The following is a 20,589-nucleotide window of genomic DNA, read 5'->3' on the forward strand; positions in this document are numbered from 1 at the left end:
AAACTGAGCCGAATAGCATCGCTATTCGACTCATGCGACTCCGGAGCAACTTCATGATGTGGATTTGGCAGCAGCCTGACTGGCCGCAGTTCCGCTGGCAGGATGAAAAATTATTGCCATGTTTGCGCCAGCTGCAGCAGCAGCGTGGCGTATTACTGGGGCGTGCCAGCGTGCAAGATAATAGCGATCAACAGACGCTGGATACGCTGCTGAGTAACATCCTGGCATCCTCAGCGATTGAAGATGAACGCGTCAATGCGCAGTCGGTAAGATCGTCTCTTGCGCGCCGTTTAGGCGTTTCGCTTAACCAACCTTATCCGGTTTCCGAACGTTCAGAAGGATTGGCAACCATGATGATGGACGCCATCAGCCAGCGCGATGAAGCGCTCACGCTGCCACGTTTGTGCCAGTGGCATCGCTGGTTGTTCCCCGCAAGTGAATGGACGTTCAAGCGATTGAATGTCGGAACGCTGCGCGGTGAAGAGCCGATGCAGGTGGTTTCGGGCCGTATCGATCGACCAACAGTGCATTTCGAAGCGCCACCGCGCGCCGGGCTGGAAACGCAGCTCAACGAATTTGTCCGCTGGTTTAATCATAGCCGCGAAGATCCCCTACTTGATCCGCTGCTACGCGCCGCGCTTTGCCACCTGTGGTTTGTCACGCTGCACCCGTTTGATGATGGCAACGGACGTATCACCCGCGCCTTAACCGACCTGGCACTGGCACAGGCCGATAGCCAAAGCATCCGTTTGTATGCCATGTCGGCATCGATTCTGGCGCGACGTGCAGATTATTACCGCATCCTGCAGGAGACGCAGCGTGGTGAACTGGACGTTACGGCCTGGCTGCTGTGGTTTTTCGATGTGCTGAATGACAGCCTGGAGCAAGCGCTGGAGGCCGTTACGCGCACACAAAATAAAGCACGCTTCTGGTTGATGCACAATGCGGCCGAGCTAAGTGCGGAACAAACCCGCGTATTGAATCGTTTGCTGGATGGCGGTGAACAGGGCTTTAGCGACGGCATCAGCGCCGGTCAGTATCAGAAGGTGGCGAAAGTGAGTAAAGCCACGGCGACGCGCCATTTAGCGGAATTAGTGATGAAAGGCTGTCTGGAGAAATTACCCGGCGGCGGGCGCAGCACCCGCTACCAGATCAAACGTTAACGCGTGCCGGTTGCAACAGGGTGCGCATGAATGCGCACCCTACGAAGAACCGTGTGATGTCGTAGGGTCGCCATTCATGGCGACCAGCCGGCAGCGTCGTTATCAGGCTGCTTTAACCGCGCGGACTTTCTTTTCCGGCGCTGTCGCTTCAGCATCCGGGTCCACAGACGCGTCAGTAACTTCAGCCGGGTCCACAGCTTCCGCCGCATCACGCTTCACCACGTCCGGGAGCTTGCTGGTACGCAAGATATGCTGCACAGCGTCTTTCTGTTCAGCCAACAACAGACCCAATGCTTCGGCCTGCGCTTCATCCAGCGCTGGCTGATGCTGCTGCAGCCAATCGGTGAAAGCGTCTGCCATATCCAGCATTTTGTCCCAGGCATCCGCGTCTTTTTTATTGGCAAACGTCATCTTCTCTTCACCCTTTCTGACTACAACATATTTGGTTTCGACTGCCATGATGCACCTCGATTGACTGTATTTATATACAGTATATTCTCATGAAACTTTGCAAGGCAATGACTTTCTGCCCTTAAGCCAGTAATTCTTCCAGAAATAGCGCCAGCGCTTTGCGCGGATCGTCCTCTTCAGAAACGATCATTTCAATGCCCCACTGCCCCAGCACCTCTTTCGCTACCGGATTATTACGGTTGGTAAAAAGATAAGACTTAGGACGTGCAGTGGCCAGGCCGGTGCGGCCCCACATTTTGGTCAGGCGGTAGAATAACAGACGGATGTTAAAATCACTGATGCTGTAGCCCACAAACAATACCGAGTTGCCCATCACGTCGTGCGTCAATTTGATATCGAGCGGAGAGTCGAAATAGAGGCGCTCAAAGTAGCTGCTCTCATCTAAAACTATCGACGTATCGTCATCGAAATCGCCATGCAGCTTAATGATATGGCGTTTATCTTCGGTCAATGACACCAGGTCTGCGGCATTGGCTACCTTGCTATAGGGCACGTTATGCGCTTCATGCGCCATCTCCAGCCAGCGGTCATAATTGGTGGTATAGATGCGTGAGAAATTGCCCTGGGTGATCATGGTGTGAATTTCAGAACTGCGTACGTCGATATCCGGACGATGCCATTCGCGATCCATCCAGCTGCGCAGCGGCCCAAGCGAACCTTTACGCTGCTTATAATATTCCGCTAGCGACAGATGCGTGCCGTAAGTATTGAAAATCTTCGGATCGTAACCCAGCTCTTTAGCCAGATGGGCAATCAACTCATGCCACTCCGGCAGGCCAAGATTGCGCGAGATACCTGCACCCGCAAACAGGATCAGTTTACCGGCGTCGTAGGCGCGTTTGAGCTCCGGTTTCATGCCAGTCCCCGCGATGTTTTCAAGAAGGTAGCGAAGCGATCCAGCGCCAGGCGGCGCATGGAGATCTCATTTTTCAATTCGCCCATTTCGGCAAAGGTTTGCGTGTGGCCTTCCGGGATAAATACGCAATCCCACTGAAACTCTTGCGGACCGGCAGGCTTGGTGGCAATAGTGCCGCGCAGCTCACCTTCAAACTGATACATTTTTTGTCCGTCACAGTAGCCCAGTACGGTTTTTGCCGTGACGCAGGGACTGTCCAACCCATTCACCAGTTTGGTAAACCGCTCGGCATTGAGGCGGCTCCAGAAGATGCGTGTCAGCCCGGCCGGTAAGCCATTTAAGCCGTCCAGATACAATCCGGTATGCTCAACAAACAGCGGACGACCAATAATCGAGAACGCCTTAGTGAGTTTATCACGCACCAATTCGACTTCATTTTCCGTCTGGATCTCTTCAATACGGCGTGCGATAGGAAGAACCTCGACGCCCACCGGCTCAAGGATGGTACGCACCTCGGCCAGCTTTAGCTCATTTGCGGACAGGAATCGTATTTTCATTGCAATCAGTAAGTTAAGAGTGAATTTACGTTCTGAGACAGCCTATTGGTTATGCTTTCATTCTAACGCGTGCAGGGTTAACTGGGTAGAAACAATCTCTAATACAAATATCTCATTACGTAAACCGTGGGATCGGCGTTGATGTTACGTCAGCAATCATCCTGGTTAAGCAAGATCTCAGGTCGACAGCGATAAAAAGCCGATCGGTTTTGAAGTCCTATTGCGCTGGAAGCAGTCTGCTAAAGGATTTATTTCCCAGGTGCGCATTAATGCGCACCCTACGAACTCGTAGGGTCGCCATTAATGGCGACCGGTACAATGCATACTAATCAAAACAGCACTCACCCAAAATCATCAGTATCGTGGCACAGCGATTCTTAAAAAAAATTAGCGTTTGCCATAAGAAGTGGAAATTAAAAAAATACGACCACGCGCAATCACTTATTAAATGCCGCCATTAAATTCGCAGCCACTTAAATAAAACAAAAAAGCCCACGACTTTTACATCGTGAGCTTTCTCGCAAAATGAGGGTGATTAAAACAATTACTGATAAACAATGCCCGGTGGATTGATTTGAGATGTTTCTACCGCTTCCTCCTGTTCACCCCAGCGCGCCAGCACCTGTTTGTACTGGCCGCTGGCAATCGCGCCGTTAATGGCTTGCTGCAACGCCTCATCTAAGCCATTGCCTTTCTTGGTGGTGACCGCCACCCACGCGCGGAACGGGCCGTGGCCGACGATTTTAGTTTGCCCACGAGAAGCCACTTTCCATGCCGCCATAGCCTGCGGACCAAATGACATATCGGCCCGCCCCGAAAGCAGCGCCAGCGTAGCAGCAGCATCATCGTTGAGATAAATCGGCTGCACCGGCGCTAAACCTTGTGCACGGTTCTTCTCATCCCAACTCAGTAAAATACGCTCCTGATTGGTACCGGAACCGACGATGATGCGTTTACCTGCCACATCTTCCCGTCCTTTAATGGCGCTGATTGGGCTATCCGTTTTAACTGCGAAAGCGTGGTTATCTGCGCGATAGGTAGCGAAATCGAACTTCTTCTTACGCTCCTCGGTCACCGCAATATTGAACATCGCCACATCATAACGACCAGCGGTAATGCCCAGCGGCCAATCTTCCCACGCCGCCGGCACCAGTTTTAGCTTCAGACCTAGGCTATCCGCCAGCAGACGCGCAATATCCGGGTCGCTGCCAATCAGCGTCTTATTATCCGTAGCCCACAAACCGATCGGCGGTGAATTATTGGCCGACGTCGCGACGGTTAAATAACCGGGATTGACGAAATGAAATCCCGCCGGAATTCTGGCAATTGCCTGCGGATTGGCAGCAATATTAATTGGCGCTTCGTTATTCTTTGCATCCAATGTCTCAGCGGCAATAACCGGCGTTGCCAACATCAGTGTCAGTAACGCTGTAATAATGACTCGTTCCATTAAAGTACCCGCGCCAGAAAACGTTTAGTGCGCTCATGACGCGGCTGATTCAGTACCTGATGGCTGCTGCCCTGCTCAACAATGCGGCCGTCGACCATAAACACTACGTTATCGGCCACTTCACGCGCAAAGCCAACTTCATGCGTCACAATCACCAGCGTGGTGCCGGAACGCGCCAGCTTCTTGATCACGTCCAGCACTTCGCCCACCAGCTCGGGGTCGAGCGCCGATGTCGGTTCATCAAATAGCATCACGCGTGGGTTGAGCATCAGCGCCCGCGCAATGGCGATACGCTGCTGCTGCCCGCCCGACAAATGGCGCGGCCAGGCATCGGCTTTGTGGCGCAGTCCCACCACATCCAACAGATCGCCCGCCCGGTCGATAGCTTCACGCCGCGACAGCTGACGATGCGCAATTGGCGCTTCAATCAGATTTTCCAGCACCGTCAGATGCGGGAACAAGTTGAAGTTCTGGAACACGTAGCCAACGTTGATACGTTGGCGCAGAATCGCCTTTTCCTTCAGCTCATACAGCTTGTCGCCGCGCCGCTGATAGCCAATATAGTCGCCATCGATCTGAATATAGCCTTCATCGACACGCTCCAGATGGTTAATGGTGCGCAGCAGCGTCGATTTACCCGAACCAGATGGCCCGAGGATCACCGTGACCGATCCCGGTTCCAGCTCTAATGACACATCATCCAGCGCTTTTAGCTTGCCGAACGACTTGCTCACGCCGGTGATGCTAATGGCGCCAGCAGTATGCAGATTCTTGCGGTAATCAATGGCTTCGGACATGGGAGAGCTCCTCGGTTGCAGGTTTGGCGCTGCGGTTACGCCATTGACGCCAGCGCGACGGCTGCGGTTCACGCGTGACGCTGCGCGCCAGCCAGCGCTCAACGCTGTGCTGCAGCAGTGACAGCACGGTGGTGATAATCAGATACCAGGCAGCGCCCACCATCAGCAGCGGAATCACCTGCTGCGTGCGGTTGTAGATCATCTGGATGGTGTAAAACAGCTCGGGCATCGCCAGCACGTACACCATTGAGGTGCCTTTGGCGAGGCTGATAATTTCGTTAAACGTGGTAGGAATGATCGCGCGCAGCGCCTGCGGCAGAATGATGCGAAACGTACGACGAGAGGATGATAAGCCCAGCGCCGAAGCCGCTTCAAACTGACCGTGGTCGACGCCCAAAAAGCCGCCGCGAATGATCTCGGCGCTGTAGGCGCTCTGCACCAGCGTCAACCCAATCACCGCCGCCGGAAACTGGCCGAGCACGTTGATGGTCTGGAAATGGCCCCACGACAGCGCGGTGAACGGAATCCCGAGCGACAGCGTGTCGTACAGATAGGAGAAGTTGTACAGGATGATCAGCACCACAATCAGCGGCAGCGAGCGAAACAGCCAGATATAGCCGAACGCCAGCGTGCTCAGCAGCCACGATGACGAAAGCCGCGCCAGCGCCAGCAGGCCGCCGAAGATCAGACTGAGAAGGGTGCCGAACAGCGTCAGCAGCAGGGTTTGCCCCAATCCGCTGAGAATCACCGGATCAAAAAACCATTTGGCGAACACACCCCATTCCCAGCGCGGGTTAAAGGCAACGGAATCGATCACGCTGGCCAGAATAAACAGCGCGACAATCGCGCCGACGGTCCGTGCCGGATATCGCGCCGGCACCACGGTTAATCGTTGTTGATCGCTCATTGTTACTCCTTAGCTGGCCTGCGCCACGCTATGCACATCAATGACTTTCAGGAAGCGCAAGCGTCCATCGTGTGGCGGGCGGCTATAGACTTCCATATCCTCCAGCAGCGCAAACTGCGGCTGGTAACCGTGACCGATATACAGTTTCACCGCCTCCGGCTGACGGAAGCCGGTAGTGAGAAACACGCGCTGATAACCGGCGCGCAGCGCACGCCGCTCAAGCTCCTGCAGAATCAGCAACGCCAATCCCTGGCGACGCAGATCGCCGCGTGTCCAGATGCGCTTAAACTCGGCGGTGACCGCGTCGTAAGGTTTATACGCGCCCATGGCGATAATTTCGCCGTCGCGTTCCAGCACGATAAACAGCCCGCGCGGCGGCAGATACCATTCGGTTAACTCCACCTCTTTTTGGTTAGTGAAGAAATCGCCGTAGCGCGCGGCGTATTCGCCGAACAGTCCAGTGAGGATGGGCTGCAGTTCGGGCGCTTCTGGCGACACTTCACGGAAAAATTGCTCGCTCATGCGGCCTCCTTAATCGCCCAATCCAGCGGGATTGATTTCGGAACTGTCGATGCGTTCCACGCCTTCACCCCAACGCGTCAGCACCTTGTCGTAATCACCGTTCTTGATCACGCCGTTCAATGCGGTGTTGATCGGTTGTACCAGCCCGCCATCTTTCTTCACCGTCACCGCGATATGCGCCGCTTTTGGCCAACCGCCATCAACGCTACCCACCAAACGCGTCTGCTTAGTCAGCGCCGCTTTCCACGCGCCGATCACGTTCGGACCGAAAAAGGCATCCGCACGACCCGACTGCAGCGCCAGCGTTTGTGCTGCATCGTCTTTGGTATACACCGGCGTAAACGGCTTCAGCCCTTTGGCTTGATTCTCTTTATCCCAGGCCAACAGGATTGACTCCTGATTGGTGCCCGAGCCGACGATAATGCGCAGTCCGGCGATATCTTCTGCTTTGGTAATCGCCTTGATTGGGCTGGTGGATTTGACGTAAAAGCCGAGCGAATCTTTGCGGTAGGTGGCGAAATCGAAGCGCTCTTTACGCGCTTTGGTGACGGTCACGTTACTGATCGCCGCATCGTATTTGCCCGATGCCACACCCAGCGGCCAGTCTTCCCACGAGGTGGGCACCACGTTGAGTTTTAACCCCAGGCTATCGGCGACTAAGCGGGCGATATCCACTTCGCTGCCGAGCAGAGTTTTGTTGTCATCGCTGAATACCGTTAGCGGCGGCGAGTTGAGCGCGGCGACGGCCACAGTGAATGAACCTGGCACCGCGAAGCGATGTCCGGCCGGAATCTGCGCCACAGCGGCGTCATTCTTCGCGGTATTGATCGGCGTTTTGTTGGCTTCCACACTGACATTCTGACCGTTAACCGCCACATCCTCGGCAAACACGGCGCTGCTCATGCCCAGCAGCAGCAGCGCGATAAGGGATTTCTTCTGCATAGCGTTTTCTCGACTCTTATTGTTGTGTGAACTGGTTAAGCGGATCTTTCAGGCCAAAGCTGGCGCGCAGCGTGGTGCCGGGATATTCCGTGCGGGTTAAGCCGCGCGCTTGCAGAATTGGTACCACGCGATCGACAAAGCGTTCGAAGGTGTCGGGCGTGCCGCCCTGAATAATGAAGCCATCGGTGGCTTCACTCTCAAACCACAGCTGCAAACCGTCGGCAACCTGCTCCGGCGTGCCGTGAAACAGTGGACGCGGCGTCGCGGCCTCTAACGCGGCCTGGCGCAGCGTATGACCGTGCTCGCGCGCTTTGCGTTTGATTTCGTCGGTGGTGCTGCGGAAGCTGTTCTGACCGATATCGCCGAGTTCCGGGAACGGTTCGTCTAGCGGATATTGCGAGAAGTCGTGGTGATCGAAGAAGCGGCCAAGATAGTTGAGCGCATCCTTGATGGAAACCAGCGCCGCGGTGGTTTGGTACTGCTGCTCCACATCTTCCGCGCTGTCGCCCACAATCACGCCCACGCCCTGGAAGATGTGCAAATCGCCCGGCTCGCGACCATTCGCCACCAGCTGCTTTTTCACATCGCGATAGAATGCCTGCGCTTCTTCGCGTGTCGGCTGATGAGTAAAAATGGCATCGGCATGACGCGCCGCCAGCTTTTTACCATCTTCCGATGCACCTGCCTGAAACACCACCGGACGACCTTGCGGCGTGCGTTCGATGTTCAGCGGCCCCTGTACCTGGAAGAAATCACCGTGGTGATTCAAGGTGTGCAGTTTGCTGGCATCAAAGAACTGGCCGCTCTCTTTGTTACGCACGAAGGCATCGCTTTCCCACGAATCCCACAGCCCTTTCACCACTTGCAGATACTCATCGGCAATGCGATAGCGCAGCGCATGTTCCGGATGCTGCTGACGTGAAAAGTTTTTCGCCGATCCTTCCAGCGGTGAAGTCACCACGTTCCAGCCAGCGCGACCGCCGCTCAGATGATCGAGGCTGGCAAACTGACGCGCCACGGTGAAAGGTTCGCTGTACGAAGTGGAAACGGTGCCAACCAACCCGAGATGCTCCGTGACACCCGCCAGCGCCGACAGCAGCGTCAGCGGCTCAAAGCGGTTAAGGAAATGCGGGATCGATTTTTCGTTAATAAACAGACCATCGGCGACAAACAGGAAATCCAGCTTGCCCGCTTCCGCCTTGCGCGCGATGTGTTTGGCATAGTCAAAATTGATACTGGCATCTGCCAGCGCCGCCGGATGACGCCACGCGGACATATTGCCAGATGCGCCATGCAGAATAGTGCCCAATCGCAGTTGTCTTGCAGTCATAATGTTCTCTCTTGTACCAAGGCGCAGCCTGACGGCGACATCGTGTCGCCGTGCAGAACCGGGATTAAATCAGTGAAGCGATCTAGTTCAGAATGGCGTCGCGACATCGCGCATTGAGGTGCTGCAACGCCTGTTGAGCCAGTTGCGTGAAGTAGTGTGCAGCGGGGGCGATCAGCGCTTCATCAGGGTTGAAGCCGCCATGATGCAGACCAAACTCGCTGGCGCTGCCAATGCTGACAAACGCGCCGGGGATCTGCTGTAAGTAGTAGGCAAAATCTTCACCGCCAAGATGCAGCTCGGCGGTTTGCACGCGGTAACCGACTCGCTGCGCCACGTGGCTGGCAAACTGCGCCCAGCGCGCATCGTTCTCCAGCACCGGCGGACCGGGATGCCAGCTAAAGGTGGCGCTGGCGCCGTTGGCTGCCGCGATGTTCTCCACTAGCGTGCGGGCGCGCTGCTCGAGCTCGGCGCGCACCTGTTTATCATGGGTGCGCACCGTGCCGCCAAATTCGGCCTCACCGGGCAACACATTCCAGGTTTTACCAGCGTCGATGCGCGTAACGCTCAGCACTAAGCTGTCCAGCGTATTGAAGCTACGGCTGGTCAACGATTGCAGCGCCTGAATGATCTGGCTGGCGACCACAATGCTATCAACGCCCTCTTCCGGATGCGCCGCATGCGCGCCTTTCCCGGACACGCGCACGATAAATTTATCCGCATTGGCATAAAACGCGCCGCCGCGCGTGGCGAAGGTGCCGGTCGGTAAACCGGGTTCGTTATGCATACCGAAAATCGCCTGTACGCCATCCAAAACGCCCGCGTTAATTAATTGGCGTGCACCGGTAGCGTTCTCTTCCGCCGGTTGGAACAGAATACGGATGCGGCCTGGCAACTGATCTTCAATCGCTTTCAGTTGTAATGCCGCACCCAGCATGACGGCGCTGTGCACGTCGTGGCCGCAGGCATGCATCACGCCGCTGTTGCGCGAACGGTAAGTAAGTCCGGTGGCTTCATGGATAGGTAATGCATCGATATCGGCACGCAGCGCAATCAGCGTGTCGCCGCGTCCCACTTCTACCACTACGCCGGTTTCCAGCGGGTAGTCCAGCAGACGCAAACCGGCGTCCTGTAACCAGCGGCGCAGGCGTGCAGTGGTTTCGACTTCGCGACCGGATAATTCCGGCCAGCTGTGCAGCTCGCGCCGCCAGTCGATCAGCTGATGTTCGCTAAATTGCGTCATACCTGCCTCCGGAATCGGCGAATCATGCCGTCACTAAACGGTGCGTGGCTAACAGTTCGAGTGATTTCACGCGCGCGCGCTCTTCAGCCACCGGCGTATCAATCACGAACTCTTCAATGCCAAAGTTCTGATGGAGCGCATCCAGCTTGGCATGTACCTGCGCGGCGGTGCCTTTCAGCAGCGAAGGCGTGCGTGGTTCAATCACGTAATCGCTGTAGCCGCCCTGACGCACATAGCGCTCCGCCTGCTCGACGCTGCCGACGTTAACGCTGGGGCCATCTTTCACGCTGACGTGATAGACGCGCAGGTTGTCCACCAGCAGATCGGCTTCCGCCGGCGAATCCGCCACCACCACCTGCACCGCCACCAATGCACGCTGGCCGTTGCTGTGCTGACGATAGCTATTGAGGACTTTCTCCATCAGCTGTGGATCGCCGTTGTGATGCGCAGCAAACACCAGCTGCCAGCCGAGTTCAGCTGCCAGTTTGGCGCTCTCTTCGCTTGCACCCAACAGGAAACGATTCGCCGGACGCGGCGGCTGCGGCGTAGCGCGCAGAATCTCTTCATCTCCCACCGGCGGCACCTGCAGCCAGCTATCCAGCAGCGTCAGCTGCTCCGCGAAGCTGCCTTTCTCCTGCAGATGGACACCGAGCTGCAGCGCCCGCGTGGAGAGCGGCAAGCCACCCGGCGCTTTACCGACGCCGATATCAATACGACCCGGAGCCAGCGAGGCTAATAAGTTGAAGTTTTCCGCCACTTTGTAGGGACTGTAATGCTGCAGCATCACGCCGCCGGAGCCGACGCGAATATGCTGGGTCTGGCCGATAATCCAGGCGATCAGCAGTTCCGGCGAAGGGCTCGCCAGGCGATCGGTATTATGATGTTCCGCTAACCAAAAGCGGTGATAGCCCCAGGCTTCCGCCTGCTGCGCTAACTGTAAAGTGCGATGTAGCGCGTGACTGGCCGTCTCTCCATCGGCAATCGGCGATTTATCCAGCAAACTCAGTCGGTATGACATGCGCCTTATCCTTTTTGTAGTGAATATGACGAGTAGTTTGGTGTGGTAATCGCTATTTCGTAAAACAACAAATCCGAGATAGAGAATATGAAAAATAGAAATAGCGTTAATGACAAATAATAACTACCTAACATTTATGGCGGCGTATTTTATTGCGCGATAAATAGAATCGCTACAGCATGTGGGTTGCGTGATCCCTGCACGTCCTCGTTTAGCACGAGAACATAACGGCTTTCCTGCTATATCGTGTACCTGCGCAGGGCTTTGCTCTTTTTCGGCATAGCTAAGTGAATTTCCAGCAAACTCCCGCGCAGCGCATGGCTGAAAGCGAACATTACGCCAATGAAGAGCTCTGATAAAAGCCGCAGCAGATTGCGACAGTAAGGAAGCAATTAAAATCATAAAGCAAGAGGAATGTACTTATTTGATGATGATATAATACTTATTATTGTCGGAGAGGTAGCTTTAAGAACAGAGTCAAATTTTAATCGGTGATATTTTTCACAAAACCCTTTCATAATTATGTTGTTGTAAAATGAAAATGGTTATGATGTGAGGTCACTTGGCAGGAGCATGATGGAAATGGATGACTTATTAATTAAAAAGCGATTAATTAATGCTGGATTCACAAAAAAAGAAATAAACTTCATTGCTTACTGGGCGGAAAAAGAGCAACTAACAATAATTGAAATTATTAAGGATTTGAGAGCAAGATTCATTGGAGGAATTTTTATAAGATTACTAGTCACTACTTTTTGTGCATGGTGCTTTTTCAAGGGAGACTACAACATGGTTGTAATCGGCATCCCATTGATTTTTTCATTTATAATGGCTGAAGTGTTTTTTCCTTTAAATTTAGGAAGTAAAGCGTTTTCAAAATACAAGTACATCAAACAATAGACTTAAATACTTTCTTCCACTAAAATTTATGGCTCCTTTAAGCAAGGAGCTAAGCCACTTATAAAATTTAAAGCACTGAGGGATTAATTTCTGCTATCGATCATTGATTTTATGGCAAAGCCATCTCCAACAGCCTCAAGCATTAACGCATTATTGCTCATAGTTTTGTAATTCCTTACAAAATCAGAGGGTAAATATCGATAAATTCGGAATGAGTCGGGTTTGATAACATGCCTTGCCAAACCATAAAAAGATAAAGCAATGTCCATTGTGCTATAAGCTATCAAGCCAACAGAATCACTATAGCCCATAAAATTTGCGACTTGCACATATGCTTTTTTAACAGGACCGATTGTATCCGAGCGATTTTCAACAATATTAAACAACCCTTCAATGCCACCATTAATACCGTGTAATATCAAAAGCGCCCCAGTTGATATACCAATGAAATTGCCATGTGTCATTGATGCGGCAATCATTCCCATACCTGCTGCAATCTGAAACCCACTCAAAACCACACTAACACCATTAATAATATAACCCCACGTATCGAGTTTATTCACAAGTTCGGCAGAAACTACAACCTGAGCTCGACGCATTCCAAGATCATTATCCTGCTCATAAATAAAGTTTCTCTCTTCTTTCAGATTGAATAAACATGACTCACATTCATGTTCATTTTCAGCCTCTTTGACACCCTGCAACTGTGAAGAGATAAATTTTTCAATCTCATTATTGAAATTCATTCGCGTAAACAGATCCTGCAAATGGCGTGAAGAGGCGCGTTGTGCAGTTATCCGCAAATTTTCAGCTTCATCTAACGCTAAAGTAAGGTAATAACTGTTGAAACGTTTTTTATCCAGATAGTTATCCATAACCGAAACTCCCTCGCTGAATAGCATGGCTAATAAAAGACTTTTATTTATTTCATCAAATCATGCCTCAACGCCGGAGGAGCAATGGCACAGTAAAACCTTACTTGCTTCAGCTTTAATCGTTAATCTTCAAGCGCCTCTCACCTCTCATTCCTGAAATAATTTAAGATGCAATAAGCCTATTCTTACAAACTTCACAGATATGCGAACGTGTGGCAAGTGGCTCTCACGGCATAATTACGCGCGATATAATGCATCGTTTAAAATGTGCGGTACATGATTTCAGTATTTCGTTGCCTGGTACGATGTCATAACGGCTGCTTCGCGACATTGTACACACGAGTGGAGCGCTGCTACTTCCGCCATATTAAGTAAACTGTCGCAATGAGCGTATTTGATAGCGAATTCTTTCAAGTTAAAGACTCTGATGAAATTCGCAGCAGATTGCCATACGAAGAAAGCAATTAAAATCATAAAGCAAGAGGAATGTGCTTATTCGGCAACGATATAATACTTATTGTTGTCGTGGAGATGAGTTTAAATAATAGCCAAACTTTATTCGGTGATATTTTTCACAGAATCATTTCTTTATGCTGTTTTAGCAAAATGGGAATGGTTATGATATGAGATCAATAGATAGGAACATGATGGAAATGGATAACATAGTAATTAAAAGGCGGTTAATTAATGCTGGCTTCAGTAAAAAAGAAATATCTTTCATTTCTTTCTGTGCAGAAAAAGAAAAAAAGTTATGGATTGATATTGTAATTGACTTAAGGCTTTATTTTTTAGGCGGAATGCTCTTCCGATTCGTTGCACTTATTTTTTGTGTGTTAAGCTTTGTGTTTAATTATGACTTAGGAGGAATCATTTTCACATTAACTGCTTCACTCTTTATTGCTGAATTTATTGCCCCTTTTAAATTAGGAGCAAGAGTTTTTTTGAGGTTCAACAAAATAATAGCCTGACGTGAATCATCGTGCAAAATCTTGTCATAAGCACATCTTCAACGCCTTTTGAAATCAGCGAATTTTACTCATTTTTATGAAGCGTTCATCCAGATAGTTGCTCCAAACTAAAACGCTTTAGCTGAAATTCTCATGCGAAATCCGACTAATTACATATGCAAACTCAAAAACACGCTTTATAAATAGCTTTGGATGAACTGCGAAATAAAGCCTTAAGCCCTACTCGCCAGATAGTTAATACAGCATCAACCTCACCTCCGCATTACTGCAGATTTCAACATGTAATAAGTAAGTTAGTACAAATCACTTGGACGACATACTAAAAAGATAATAGGCCTGATCCTGACTACGCGCGATAAATCGCTTCGCTTCGACTGAGCGCACGCTCCGCGCTATTTATCATTTTCGGCAAAGCTTAGTGCAATTCATTGGTTCAACTCGCGGGTGCGGCATTTGATGATGAAAACCGCCCGTCGGGCTATTGATAAAAAAGGGAAACACCATGACTAAGCAATTTCACTTGCAGGCGCTAAGTTTAGCCCTGCTATCAGGGATTTTTAGCGCCCACGCGGCGGATACGCCGGTCAAAGGCGGCACACTGATTTATCTTGAACAGCAGGCGCATACCAACCTCTATCCGCCTGCCGGTGGTTTTTATCCTAATGGCGGTATTCTGAATCAAATCACCGATAAGCTGACGTGGCAAAATCCCAAAACCTTGCAGGTTGAGCCGTGGATTGCCGAAAGCTGGAGTAGCAACGCTGATAAAACCGAATACACCTTTAAAATTCGTCCCGGCGTGACGTTTTCTGATGGCACGCCATTAGATGCGAACGCGGTAGCGAAAAACTTTGATACCTACGGGCTGGGAAATAAAGCCCAGCGCTTGCCGGTTTCTGAAGTGATTAATAATTACGATCGCAGTGAGGTTATTGATCCGCTAACGGTGAAATTCTATTTCAAAAAACCGTCCCCAGGGTTTTTGCAGGGCACGGCGACCATTGGATCCGGTCTTGTTTCCCTCAGCACTCTGCAGCGTAGCTTCGATCAGTTAGGTGATGCGCGCCATATTATTGGCTCCGGGCCGTTTGTGGTCAGCGATGAAAAACTCGGGCGCGAAGTCGATTTAACCGCGCGCAAAGATTACCAGTGGGGCCCTAAAAACCTCGCGCAGCAAGGACCAGCGAATCTCGACGGCATCAAGTTTATCGTCACGCCGGAAGACAGCGTGCGCATTGGCGCACTGCTGGCCGGTCAGGCCGACTTTATCCGTCAGGTACAAGCCTATGACGAGAAGCAGGCGCTGCAGCAAAACTTCCCGATTTATGCTGCGCCTACGCGCGGCGTCAACGACAGCATCAGCTTCCGCCCGGATAACCCGCTGGTCAACGATGTGAAAGTGCGTCAGGCGCTATTGCACGCCACCAACGCGCAGCAGGTGGTGCAAACCCTGTTCTCGCCGAACTACCCGCAGGCCACCTCGGTGATCGCCACTTCGGCGGCCGGTTACGTCAATCTGTCCGACAAACTGAAATATGATCCTACGCTGGCGAAAAAGCTGCTGGATGAAGCAGGCTGGAAACCAGGCAGCGACGGCATTCGCGAGAAGGATGGCAAGAAGCTGGCGCTAGCGGTTTATGAATCCTTGCCGCAGCCGCAGAACAAAGAAGTGCTGCAGCTGGTGGCACAGCAGTGGCGTCAGGTGGGCGTAGCGCTGGCGGTTAAAGCTGGTGATGCCGGTAGCCGCGTGCTGGATAACCTCGATCCGCTGAAAACCCCGCTGGTGGTATCAGAAGTGGGCCGCGCCGATCCCGACGTGGTGAAAAGCCAGTTCTACCCGACTAACCGCGATGCGCTGCTGCAGAAAGGCGGCTCCAGCGACAAGGTGCAGAACTTCCGCGACGACAAGCTCAATACGCTATTGCTGAACATCTCCTCTGAGGTCGATCCGGCCAAGCGTCTGGCGGTGACCGGCGATGCGCAGCGTTATCTGCTCGAACAGGCCTATGTCATTCCGATTTTTGAAGAGCCACAGGTCTTTGCCGGTGCGCCATGGCTAAAAGACATCGATTTTGAGGCCGTAGGTCGACCGTCGTTCTACGGCGCGTGGCTGGAAAAACACTAAGGCAGGTTAATGATGCAACGTTCACTGCTGCGAAGAGTGGGTCAAAGCGTTTTGGTGCTGTGGGCCGCGTTTACCCTGTCGTTCTTTCTGCTGCAGGTGCTGCCCGGCGATGCGGTGCTGATCAAGTTTCAGAACCCGGATCTGGGCCTCAGCCCGGATCAAATCGCCGAAATGCGCCTGGCTTACGGCGCGGATAATCCGCTCTGGCAGCAGTACGTGCACACGCTACTGGCGATGTTGCGCGGCGATTTCGGTTACTCGGTGCAGGCAGGCGTGCCGGTCAGCGAACAGCTGGTTAGCAACCTGCCTGCCACGCTGCAACTGGCGCTGCTCGGTTTTGCGCTCGCCACGCTGATTGCATTTGCATTGGCGGCGCTGTCGCGTTTGCCCAGGCTGCGCTTCCTGCGTTCAGTGCTGCAATCGGTGCCCGCGCTGTTTATCTCGCTGCCCACCTTTTGGCTCGGCATCGCGCTGATTCAGCTGTTCTCCTTCCAGCTGCGCTGGATTCCGGTGATCAACCCTTCAGCGCTACAAGGCCTGATCCTGCCGGTCATTACCGTGGCGATTCCAATCTCCGCGCCGCTGGCGCAGATTCTGTTGCGCAGCATTGATCAGGTTTCCACCCAGCCGTTTGTGGCGGTGGCGCGTGCCAAAGGAGCCAGCGAAAGCCAGGTATTGTGGCATCACGTGATGCGCAATGCGCTGCTGCCGGTACTTAACGTCGCCGGTTTACTGCTCGGCGAACTGATTGCCGGTGCGCTGATTACCGAAACCGTATTTGGCCTGAGCGGCATTGGCCAGCTGACGCAGCAGGCGGTAAATAATCAGGACGTCGCGGTGTTACAAGCGGTGGTGATGATCTCCGCGCTGGCCTTTGTGCTGATTAACCTGCTGGTCGATGCGCTGATGCCGCTGTTCGACCCGCGGCTGCAATCCATTGCCGGAGGCCACCGATGAGCCTGGTCGATTACTCAACTGCGCGTCACAGCAACGGCAACGCACGGGCGTCGCGCGCGCTACATATCCAGCCAGGTTTGTGGCTGGCGTGGGGCGTGATGCTACTGGCGCTGCTGGCGGCCTTTGCGCCCAGTTTGTTTACCCATTTCAGCCCAACCGAAGGCGTGCCCGGCGCGCAACGCCTGCCGCCGCAGGCCGCGTACTGGCTCGGCACCGATCAGCTGGGTCGCGATCTCTATACGCGCATCATCTATGGGGCCTCACAATCATTGGCTGCAGCCGTTGCGGCGGTGGCGATGGGCCTGATTGGCGGCACCTCGCTTGGCGTGCTGGCGGGCGCGATTGGCGGTCGCACCGAAAACGCCTTAATGCGTCTGGTGGATGTGCTGCTGTCAATTCCGTCGCTACTGCTGTCGCTCAGTATTCTGATTCTGCTCGGCTTCGGCACCGTGCATGCCGCGCTGGCGGTGGGCATTGCGTCAATTGCCAGCTTCGCCCGCCTGGCGCGTGGTGAAGTCGTGCGCGTGCGCCGCAGTGAGTTTGTTGAGGCGGCTTACGGCAGCGGCGGCAGCTTCTGGCGCGTGCTGTGGCGCCACATTTTACCCAACTCGCTCACGGCGGTGATCGCCTTCGCCGCCCTGCAGTTTGGTCAGGCGATTCTGGCGTTATCAACGCTCAGTTTTCTCGGCTACGGCACGCCGCCGCCAACGCCGGAATGGGGGTTGCTGATCGCCGAAGGGCGTAACTATCTGGCAACCGCCTGGTGGCTCACCACCTTCCCCGGCATCGTGGTGGTTGCGGTGGTGCTGGCCGCCAATCGCATCAGCCGCCAGCTGGCAGGAGGTGACGCATGAGCGCGTTATTAGCCATTGAGAATTTAACCCTGAGCTATCGCCAGCGCGGCGAATGGCGCGCGGTGGTACACAACGTCAGCTTTGAATTGCAGCCTGGTGAAATGGTGGCGCTGGTCGGGGAATCCGGTTCCGGCAAAACCACCACCGCGCAGGCCATTATTGGCCTGATGGCGGAGAACGGTCGCCGTGACAGCGGCAAGATTGTGCTGAACGGCACCGATATCGCCGGTTGGTCGTCAAAACGGCTCGATAGCCTACGTGGCGTTAACATCAGCTTAGTGCCGCAGGATCCGGGCAACTCGCTCAATCCGGTGAAAACCATCGGCGATCAGGTGGGTGAAATGTTGCAGCTGCACCTGAAAATCAGCCAAGCCGAGCGCCAGCAGCGCGTGCTGGAGCTGCTGCAAAAAGTGGGTTTGAGCCATCCGGAGCAGCGCCTAAAGCAGTATCCGCATCAACTCTCCGGCGGCATGAAACAGCGGGTGCTGATTGCCATCGCCCTCGCCCTGCGTCCACAAATCATCATCGCCGATGAACCGACCAGCGCGCTGGATGTGACGGTGCAAAAGCGCATCCTCGATCTACTGGACGTGCTGCGCCGCGAATCGGGCACCGCGGTGCTGTTCGTTACGCACGATTTAGCGCTGGCAGCAGAACGCGCCGACCGTTTGCTGGTATTCCGTCACGGCGAGGTGCAGGAGCAAGGACCGGCGCAGCAGGTGATCAACGCGCCGCAGCATCCGTATACGCGTCAGCTGCTGCAGGATGCCGATCCCGGTGAAACCGCGCTGGCCGTTCCTGCCCGGACCAACTTCTCATCACCGGCGATTCAGCTCTCCGGCATCAATAAACTGTTTTCCCTCGGTCGCAATCATCAGTTGCAGGTGGCAAAAGCGGTGAGCGTTACCGTCGCGCGCGGCACCACGCACGCGCTGGTCGGCGAATCCGGTTCGGGTAAAACCACGCTGGCGCGCATTCTGCTGGGATTTGAGCAAGCCGATAGCGGACGCGTAGTCATTGACGGCATCGATGCCACCGCGTTGCGCGGTGAAGCCCAGCGCCAACTGCGTCGCAAGATTCAGTTTGTGTATCAGAACCCGTTTGCTTCGCTCGATCCGCGCCAGACGCTGTTCGCCATTATTGAAGAGCCGCTGCTTAACTTCGAAAAACTCAGCCGCGAAGCGCGTCGTCAGCGCGTTGAAGCGGTAGCGCAACGTGTTGCCCTGCCGCTGGAGTTTTTGACACGTAAACCACGCGAGTTGTCTGGCGGCCAGCGTCAGCGTGTAGCGATTGCCCGCGCCCTGATCCTGCAGCCGGCGATTTTGGTGTTGGATGAAGCCACCTCGGCGCTGGATGTCACGGTGCAGGCGCAAATTCTGCAGCTGCTGCAGCAGCTGCAGCGTGAACTCGGCCTCACTTACTTATTCATCACTCACGATCTCGCCACCGTGCGGCGTATTGCGCACAGCGTTACCGTGCTGCGTGCTGGTGAAGTGGTGGAACAAGGTGACACCGTCACGCTCTTTACTGCGCCTCAGCATGCGTATACGCAAGCGCTGATTGACGCAATCCCTGCTTTCCGTCCGCTGATTAAGGAGTCTGCATGACGCGTAAACGTATTGGCTTTTTCACCCGCCTGTTGGATGACACCACGGCACAGCAGCGCTATCGCCTCGCCACCGAACAGATTCAACATGCCGAGCGCACCGGTTTTGACAGCGCGTGGATTGCCCAGCACCACTTTCACGAGAAGGAAGGCGGCCTGCCGTCGCCGCTGCTGTTTCTGGCGCACGTTGCCGCGCACACCCGCACCATTCGCCTCGGTACCGGCATCATCACGCTAGCGATGGAGAACGCGCTGCGCGTCGCCGAGGATACCGCGGTGTTGGATTTGCTGAGTAACGGGCGGCTGGAAGTGGGACTCGGTTCAGGCGGCACCGCCACCTCGTTTCTGCCGTTCGGCATCACTATCGACCAACGCGCCAGCGTGTTTGCCGATCATCTGCATCAGCTACTCAGCGCATGGCGCGGCGATACGCTGGGACACCCGGATAATCATCTTTATCCCGCCGCGCCAACGTTGGCCCAACGCGTGTGGATCGCCACCTTCTCAGTGGAAGGTGCGGCACGCGCCGGCCAGGCGGGCCACGGTTTGATGCTGTCGCGCACCCAGCCGCGTCCGGCGGATCAACCTGATTTAACGCTCGATCAGATGCAGAACCCGATGATCGATGCCTATCTGGCGGCGTTGCCGCCAGGCATCGCGCCGCGCATTCTGGCATCGCGCACCGCCTTTGTAGCTGATTCTAACGATTATGCACGCCGTCTCGCCGAGCCGGGCCTGCAGCGCCAGGCCGACCATTTCCGCGCATCAGGACATGTGGTTGGCCACACGCTGGACGAACAGGCGCGCCAGCTGGATGCGCATTTTGGTGATGCCGACCGGGTGCGTCAATCGCTGCTGGCCGATACCGTGTTGCAACGCGTCACCGACATCAGTTTCCAGGTGCACTCCATTGATCCGCCGCACGCCGACATTTTGCGTTCCATAGAGTTGATTGCCGACCACATCGCGCCCGCGCTGCGGGGTTAAATCAGTAGCGGTCGCCATGAATGGCGACCGCTACGGCAGGGTTTGTAGGGTCGCCATTTATGGC

General features: G+C 54.1%; 20 protein-coding genes. 8 read left to right on the forward strand and 12 right to left on the reverse strand.

All coding sequences use genetic code 11. The features are described 5' to 3' along the window. Positions 1 to 53 precede the first annotated feature (53 nt). On the forward strand, positions 54 to 1,163 hold the full coding sequence (locus tag ACIP6T_RS14165; RefSeq protein WP_400457876.1) for a Fic family protein: 1,110 nt from the start codon (positions 54 to 56) through the stop codon (positions 1,161 to 1,163). A 102-nt stretch (positions 1,164 to 1,265) separates the two neighbouring features. Here the strand turns inward: ACIP6T_RS14165 and ACIP6T_RS14170 are convergent, their stop codons facing one another. The 11 genes from ACIP6T_RS14170 to ACIP6T_RS14220 form a co-directional block, all read right to left on the reverse strand. Then, entirely contained in the window at positions 1,266 to 1,622 is a 357-nt protein-coding gene (locus ACIP6T_RS14170) for a YebG family protein (RefSeq protein WP_400457877.1), read from the reverse strand. 73 nt (positions 1,623 to 1,695) lie between these two features. Continuing rightward, the gene (locus tag ACIP6T_RS14175) at positions 1,696 to 2,490 is read right to left on the reverse strand and encodes an SIR2 family protein (RefSeq protein WP_008108794.1); all 795 of its coding nucleotides are present in this window, start codon (positions 2,488 to 2,490) and stop codon (positions 1,696 to 1,698) included. Then, positions 2,487 to 3,047, reverse strand: a complete 561-nt coding sequence (locus ACIP6T_RS14180; RefSeq protein WP_009128449.1) for a non-canonical purine NTP pyrophosphatase — start codon at positions 3,045 to 3,047, stop codon at positions 2,487 to 2,489. The genes ACIP6T_RS14175 and ACIP6T_RS14180 overlap by 4 nt, the downstream gene beginning before the upstream one ends. A 544-nt stretch (positions 3,048 to 3,591) precedes the next feature. Next, positions 3,592 to 4,497, reverse strand: coding sequence for an ABC transporter substrate-binding protein (locus tag ACIP6T_RS14185; protein WP_400457880.1), 906 nt, complete (start codon positions 4,495 to 4,497; stop codon positions 3,592 to 3,594). Continuing rightward, positions 4,497 to 5,294 (reverse strand): amino acid ABC transporter ATP-binding protein, encoded by a 798-nt coding sequence (locus ACIP6T_RS14190; RefSeq protein WP_009128457.1) that lies wholly within the window; start codon positions 5,292 to 5,294, stop codon positions 4,497 to 4,499. Before ACIP6T_RS14190 ends, ACIP6T_RS14185 begins: the two co-directional genes overlap by 1 nt. Beyond that, positions 5,278 to 6,201 (reverse strand): amino acid ABC transporter permease, encoded by a 924-nt coding sequence (locus tag ACIP6T_RS14195; protein ID WP_097097793.1) that lies wholly within the window; start codon positions 6,199 to 6,201, stop codon positions 5,278 to 5,280. Before ACIP6T_RS14195 ends, ACIP6T_RS14190 begins: the two co-directional genes overlap by 17 nt. Before the next feature lie 9 nt (positions 6,202 to 6,210). Beyond that, positions 6,211 to 6,723 (reverse strand): GNAT family N-acetyltransferase, encoded by a 513-nt coding sequence (locus ACIP6T_RS14200; RefSeq protein WP_400457883.1) that lies wholly within the window; start codon positions 6,721 to 6,723, stop codon positions 6,211 to 6,213. A gap of 9 nt (positions 6,724 to 6,732) precedes the next feature. Continuing rightward, the gene (locus ACIP6T_RS14205; protein WP_400457885.1) at positions 6,733 to 7,665 is read right to left on the reverse strand and encodes an ABC transporter substrate-binding protein; all 933 of its coding nucleotides are present in this window, start codon (positions 7,663 to 7,665) and stop codon (positions 6,733 to 6,735) included. A 16-nt stretch (positions 7,666 to 7,681) separates the two neighbouring features. Beyond that, positions 7,682 to 8,995, reverse strand: a complete 1,314-nt coding sequence (locus tag ACIP6T_RS14210; RefSeq protein ID WP_400457887.1) for an LLM class flavin-dependent oxidoreductase — start codon at positions 8,993 to 8,995, stop codon at positions 7,682 to 7,684. A gap of 82 nt (positions 8,996 to 9,077) precedes the next feature. After that, complete coding sequence (locus tag ACIP6T_RS14215; protein ID WP_400457889.1) at positions 9,078 to 10,235, reverse strand: amidohydrolase; 1,158 nt, start codon at positions 10,233 to 10,235, stop codon at positions 9,078 to 9,080. Positions 10,236 to 10,257: 22 nt separating this feature from the next. After that, positions 10,258 to 11,253, reverse strand: a complete 996-nt coding sequence (locus ACIP6T_RS14220) for an MsnO8 family LLM class oxidoreductase (RefSeq protein WP_097097788.1) — start codon at positions 11,251 to 11,253, stop codon at positions 10,258 to 10,260. Positions 11,254 to 11,829: 576 nt separating this feature from the next. On the opposite strand from ACIP6T_RS14220, the gene ACIP6T_RS14225 reads away from it, so the two are divergent. Continuing rightward, complete coding sequence (locus ACIP6T_RS14225; protein WP_400457893.1) at positions 11,830 to 12,153, forward strand: hypothetical protein; 324 nt, start codon at positions 11,830 to 11,832, stop codon at positions 12,151 to 12,153. Between the two features lie 83 nt (positions 12,154 to 12,236). On the opposite strand, the gene ACIP6T_RS14230 is transcribed toward ACIP6T_RS14225, so the two are convergent. Continuing rightward, positions 12,237 to 13,028 (reverse strand): DUF4225 domain-containing protein, encoded by a 792-nt coding sequence (locus ACIP6T_RS14230; RefSeq protein ID WP_345830068.1) that lies wholly within the window; start codon positions 13,026 to 13,028, stop codon positions 12,237 to 12,239. A 644-nt stretch (positions 13,029 to 13,672) separates the two neighbouring features. Between ACIP6T_RS14230 and ACIP6T_RS14235 the strand changes: the two genes are divergently transcribed. From ACIP6T_RS14235 to ACIP6T_RS14260, 6 genes are all read left to right on the forward strand, one after another. After that, the gene (locus ACIP6T_RS14235) at positions 13,673 to 13,996 is read left to right on the forward strand and encodes a hypothetical protein (protein WP_400457895.1); all 324 of its coding nucleotides are present in this window, start codon (positions 13,673 to 13,675) and stop codon (positions 13,994 to 13,996) included. Positions 13,997 to 14,498: 502 nt separating this feature from the next. Beyond that, a complete protein-coding gene (locus tag ACIP6T_RS14240) occupies positions 14,499 to 16,121 on the forward strand; it encodes a TIGR04028 family ABC transporter substrate-binding protein (protein ID WP_400457897.1) in 1,623 nt (540 codons plus the stop codon). 12 nt (positions 16,122 to 16,133) lie between these two features. Next, positions 16,134 to 17,078 carry an ABC transporter permease gene (locus ACIP6T_RS14245; protein WP_400457959.1) on the forward strand — a complete coding sequence of 315 codons (945 nt, stop codon included), beginning with the start codon at positions 16,134 to 16,136 and terminating at the stop codon, positions 17,076 to 17,078. Then, entirely contained in the window at positions 17,075 to 17,932 is an 858-nt protein-coding gene (locus ACIP6T_RS14250; RefSeq protein WP_345830074.1) for an ABC transporter permease, read from the forward strand. The genes ACIP6T_RS14245 and ACIP6T_RS14250 overlap by 4 nt, the downstream gene beginning before the upstream one ends. Then, the gene (locus ACIP6T_RS14255; RefSeq protein ID WP_400457900.1) at positions 17,929 to 19,539 is read left to right on the forward strand and encodes a dipeptide ABC transporter ATP-binding protein; all 1,611 of its coding nucleotides are present in this window, start codon (positions 17,929 to 17,931) and stop codon (positions 19,537 to 19,539) included. The genes ACIP6T_RS14250 and ACIP6T_RS14255 overlap by 4 nt, the downstream gene beginning before the upstream one ends. Beyond that, positions 19,536 to 20,525 (forward strand): putative FMN-dependent luciferase-like monooxygenase, encoded by a 990-nt coding sequence (locus ACIP6T_RS14260; RefSeq protein ID WP_400457903.1) that lies wholly within the window; start codon positions 19,536 to 19,538, stop codon positions 20,523 to 20,525. The genes ACIP6T_RS14255 and ACIP6T_RS14260 overlap by 4 nt, the downstream gene beginning before the upstream one ends. Positions 20,526 to 20,589 lie beyond the last annotated feature (64 nt).

This window comes from Pantoea sp. NPDC088449, from assembly GCF_044753225.1.
Taxonomy (GTDB): domain Bacteria; phylum Pseudomonadota; class Gammaproteobacteria; order Enterobacterales; family Enterobacteriaceae; genus Pantoea; species Pantoea floridensis.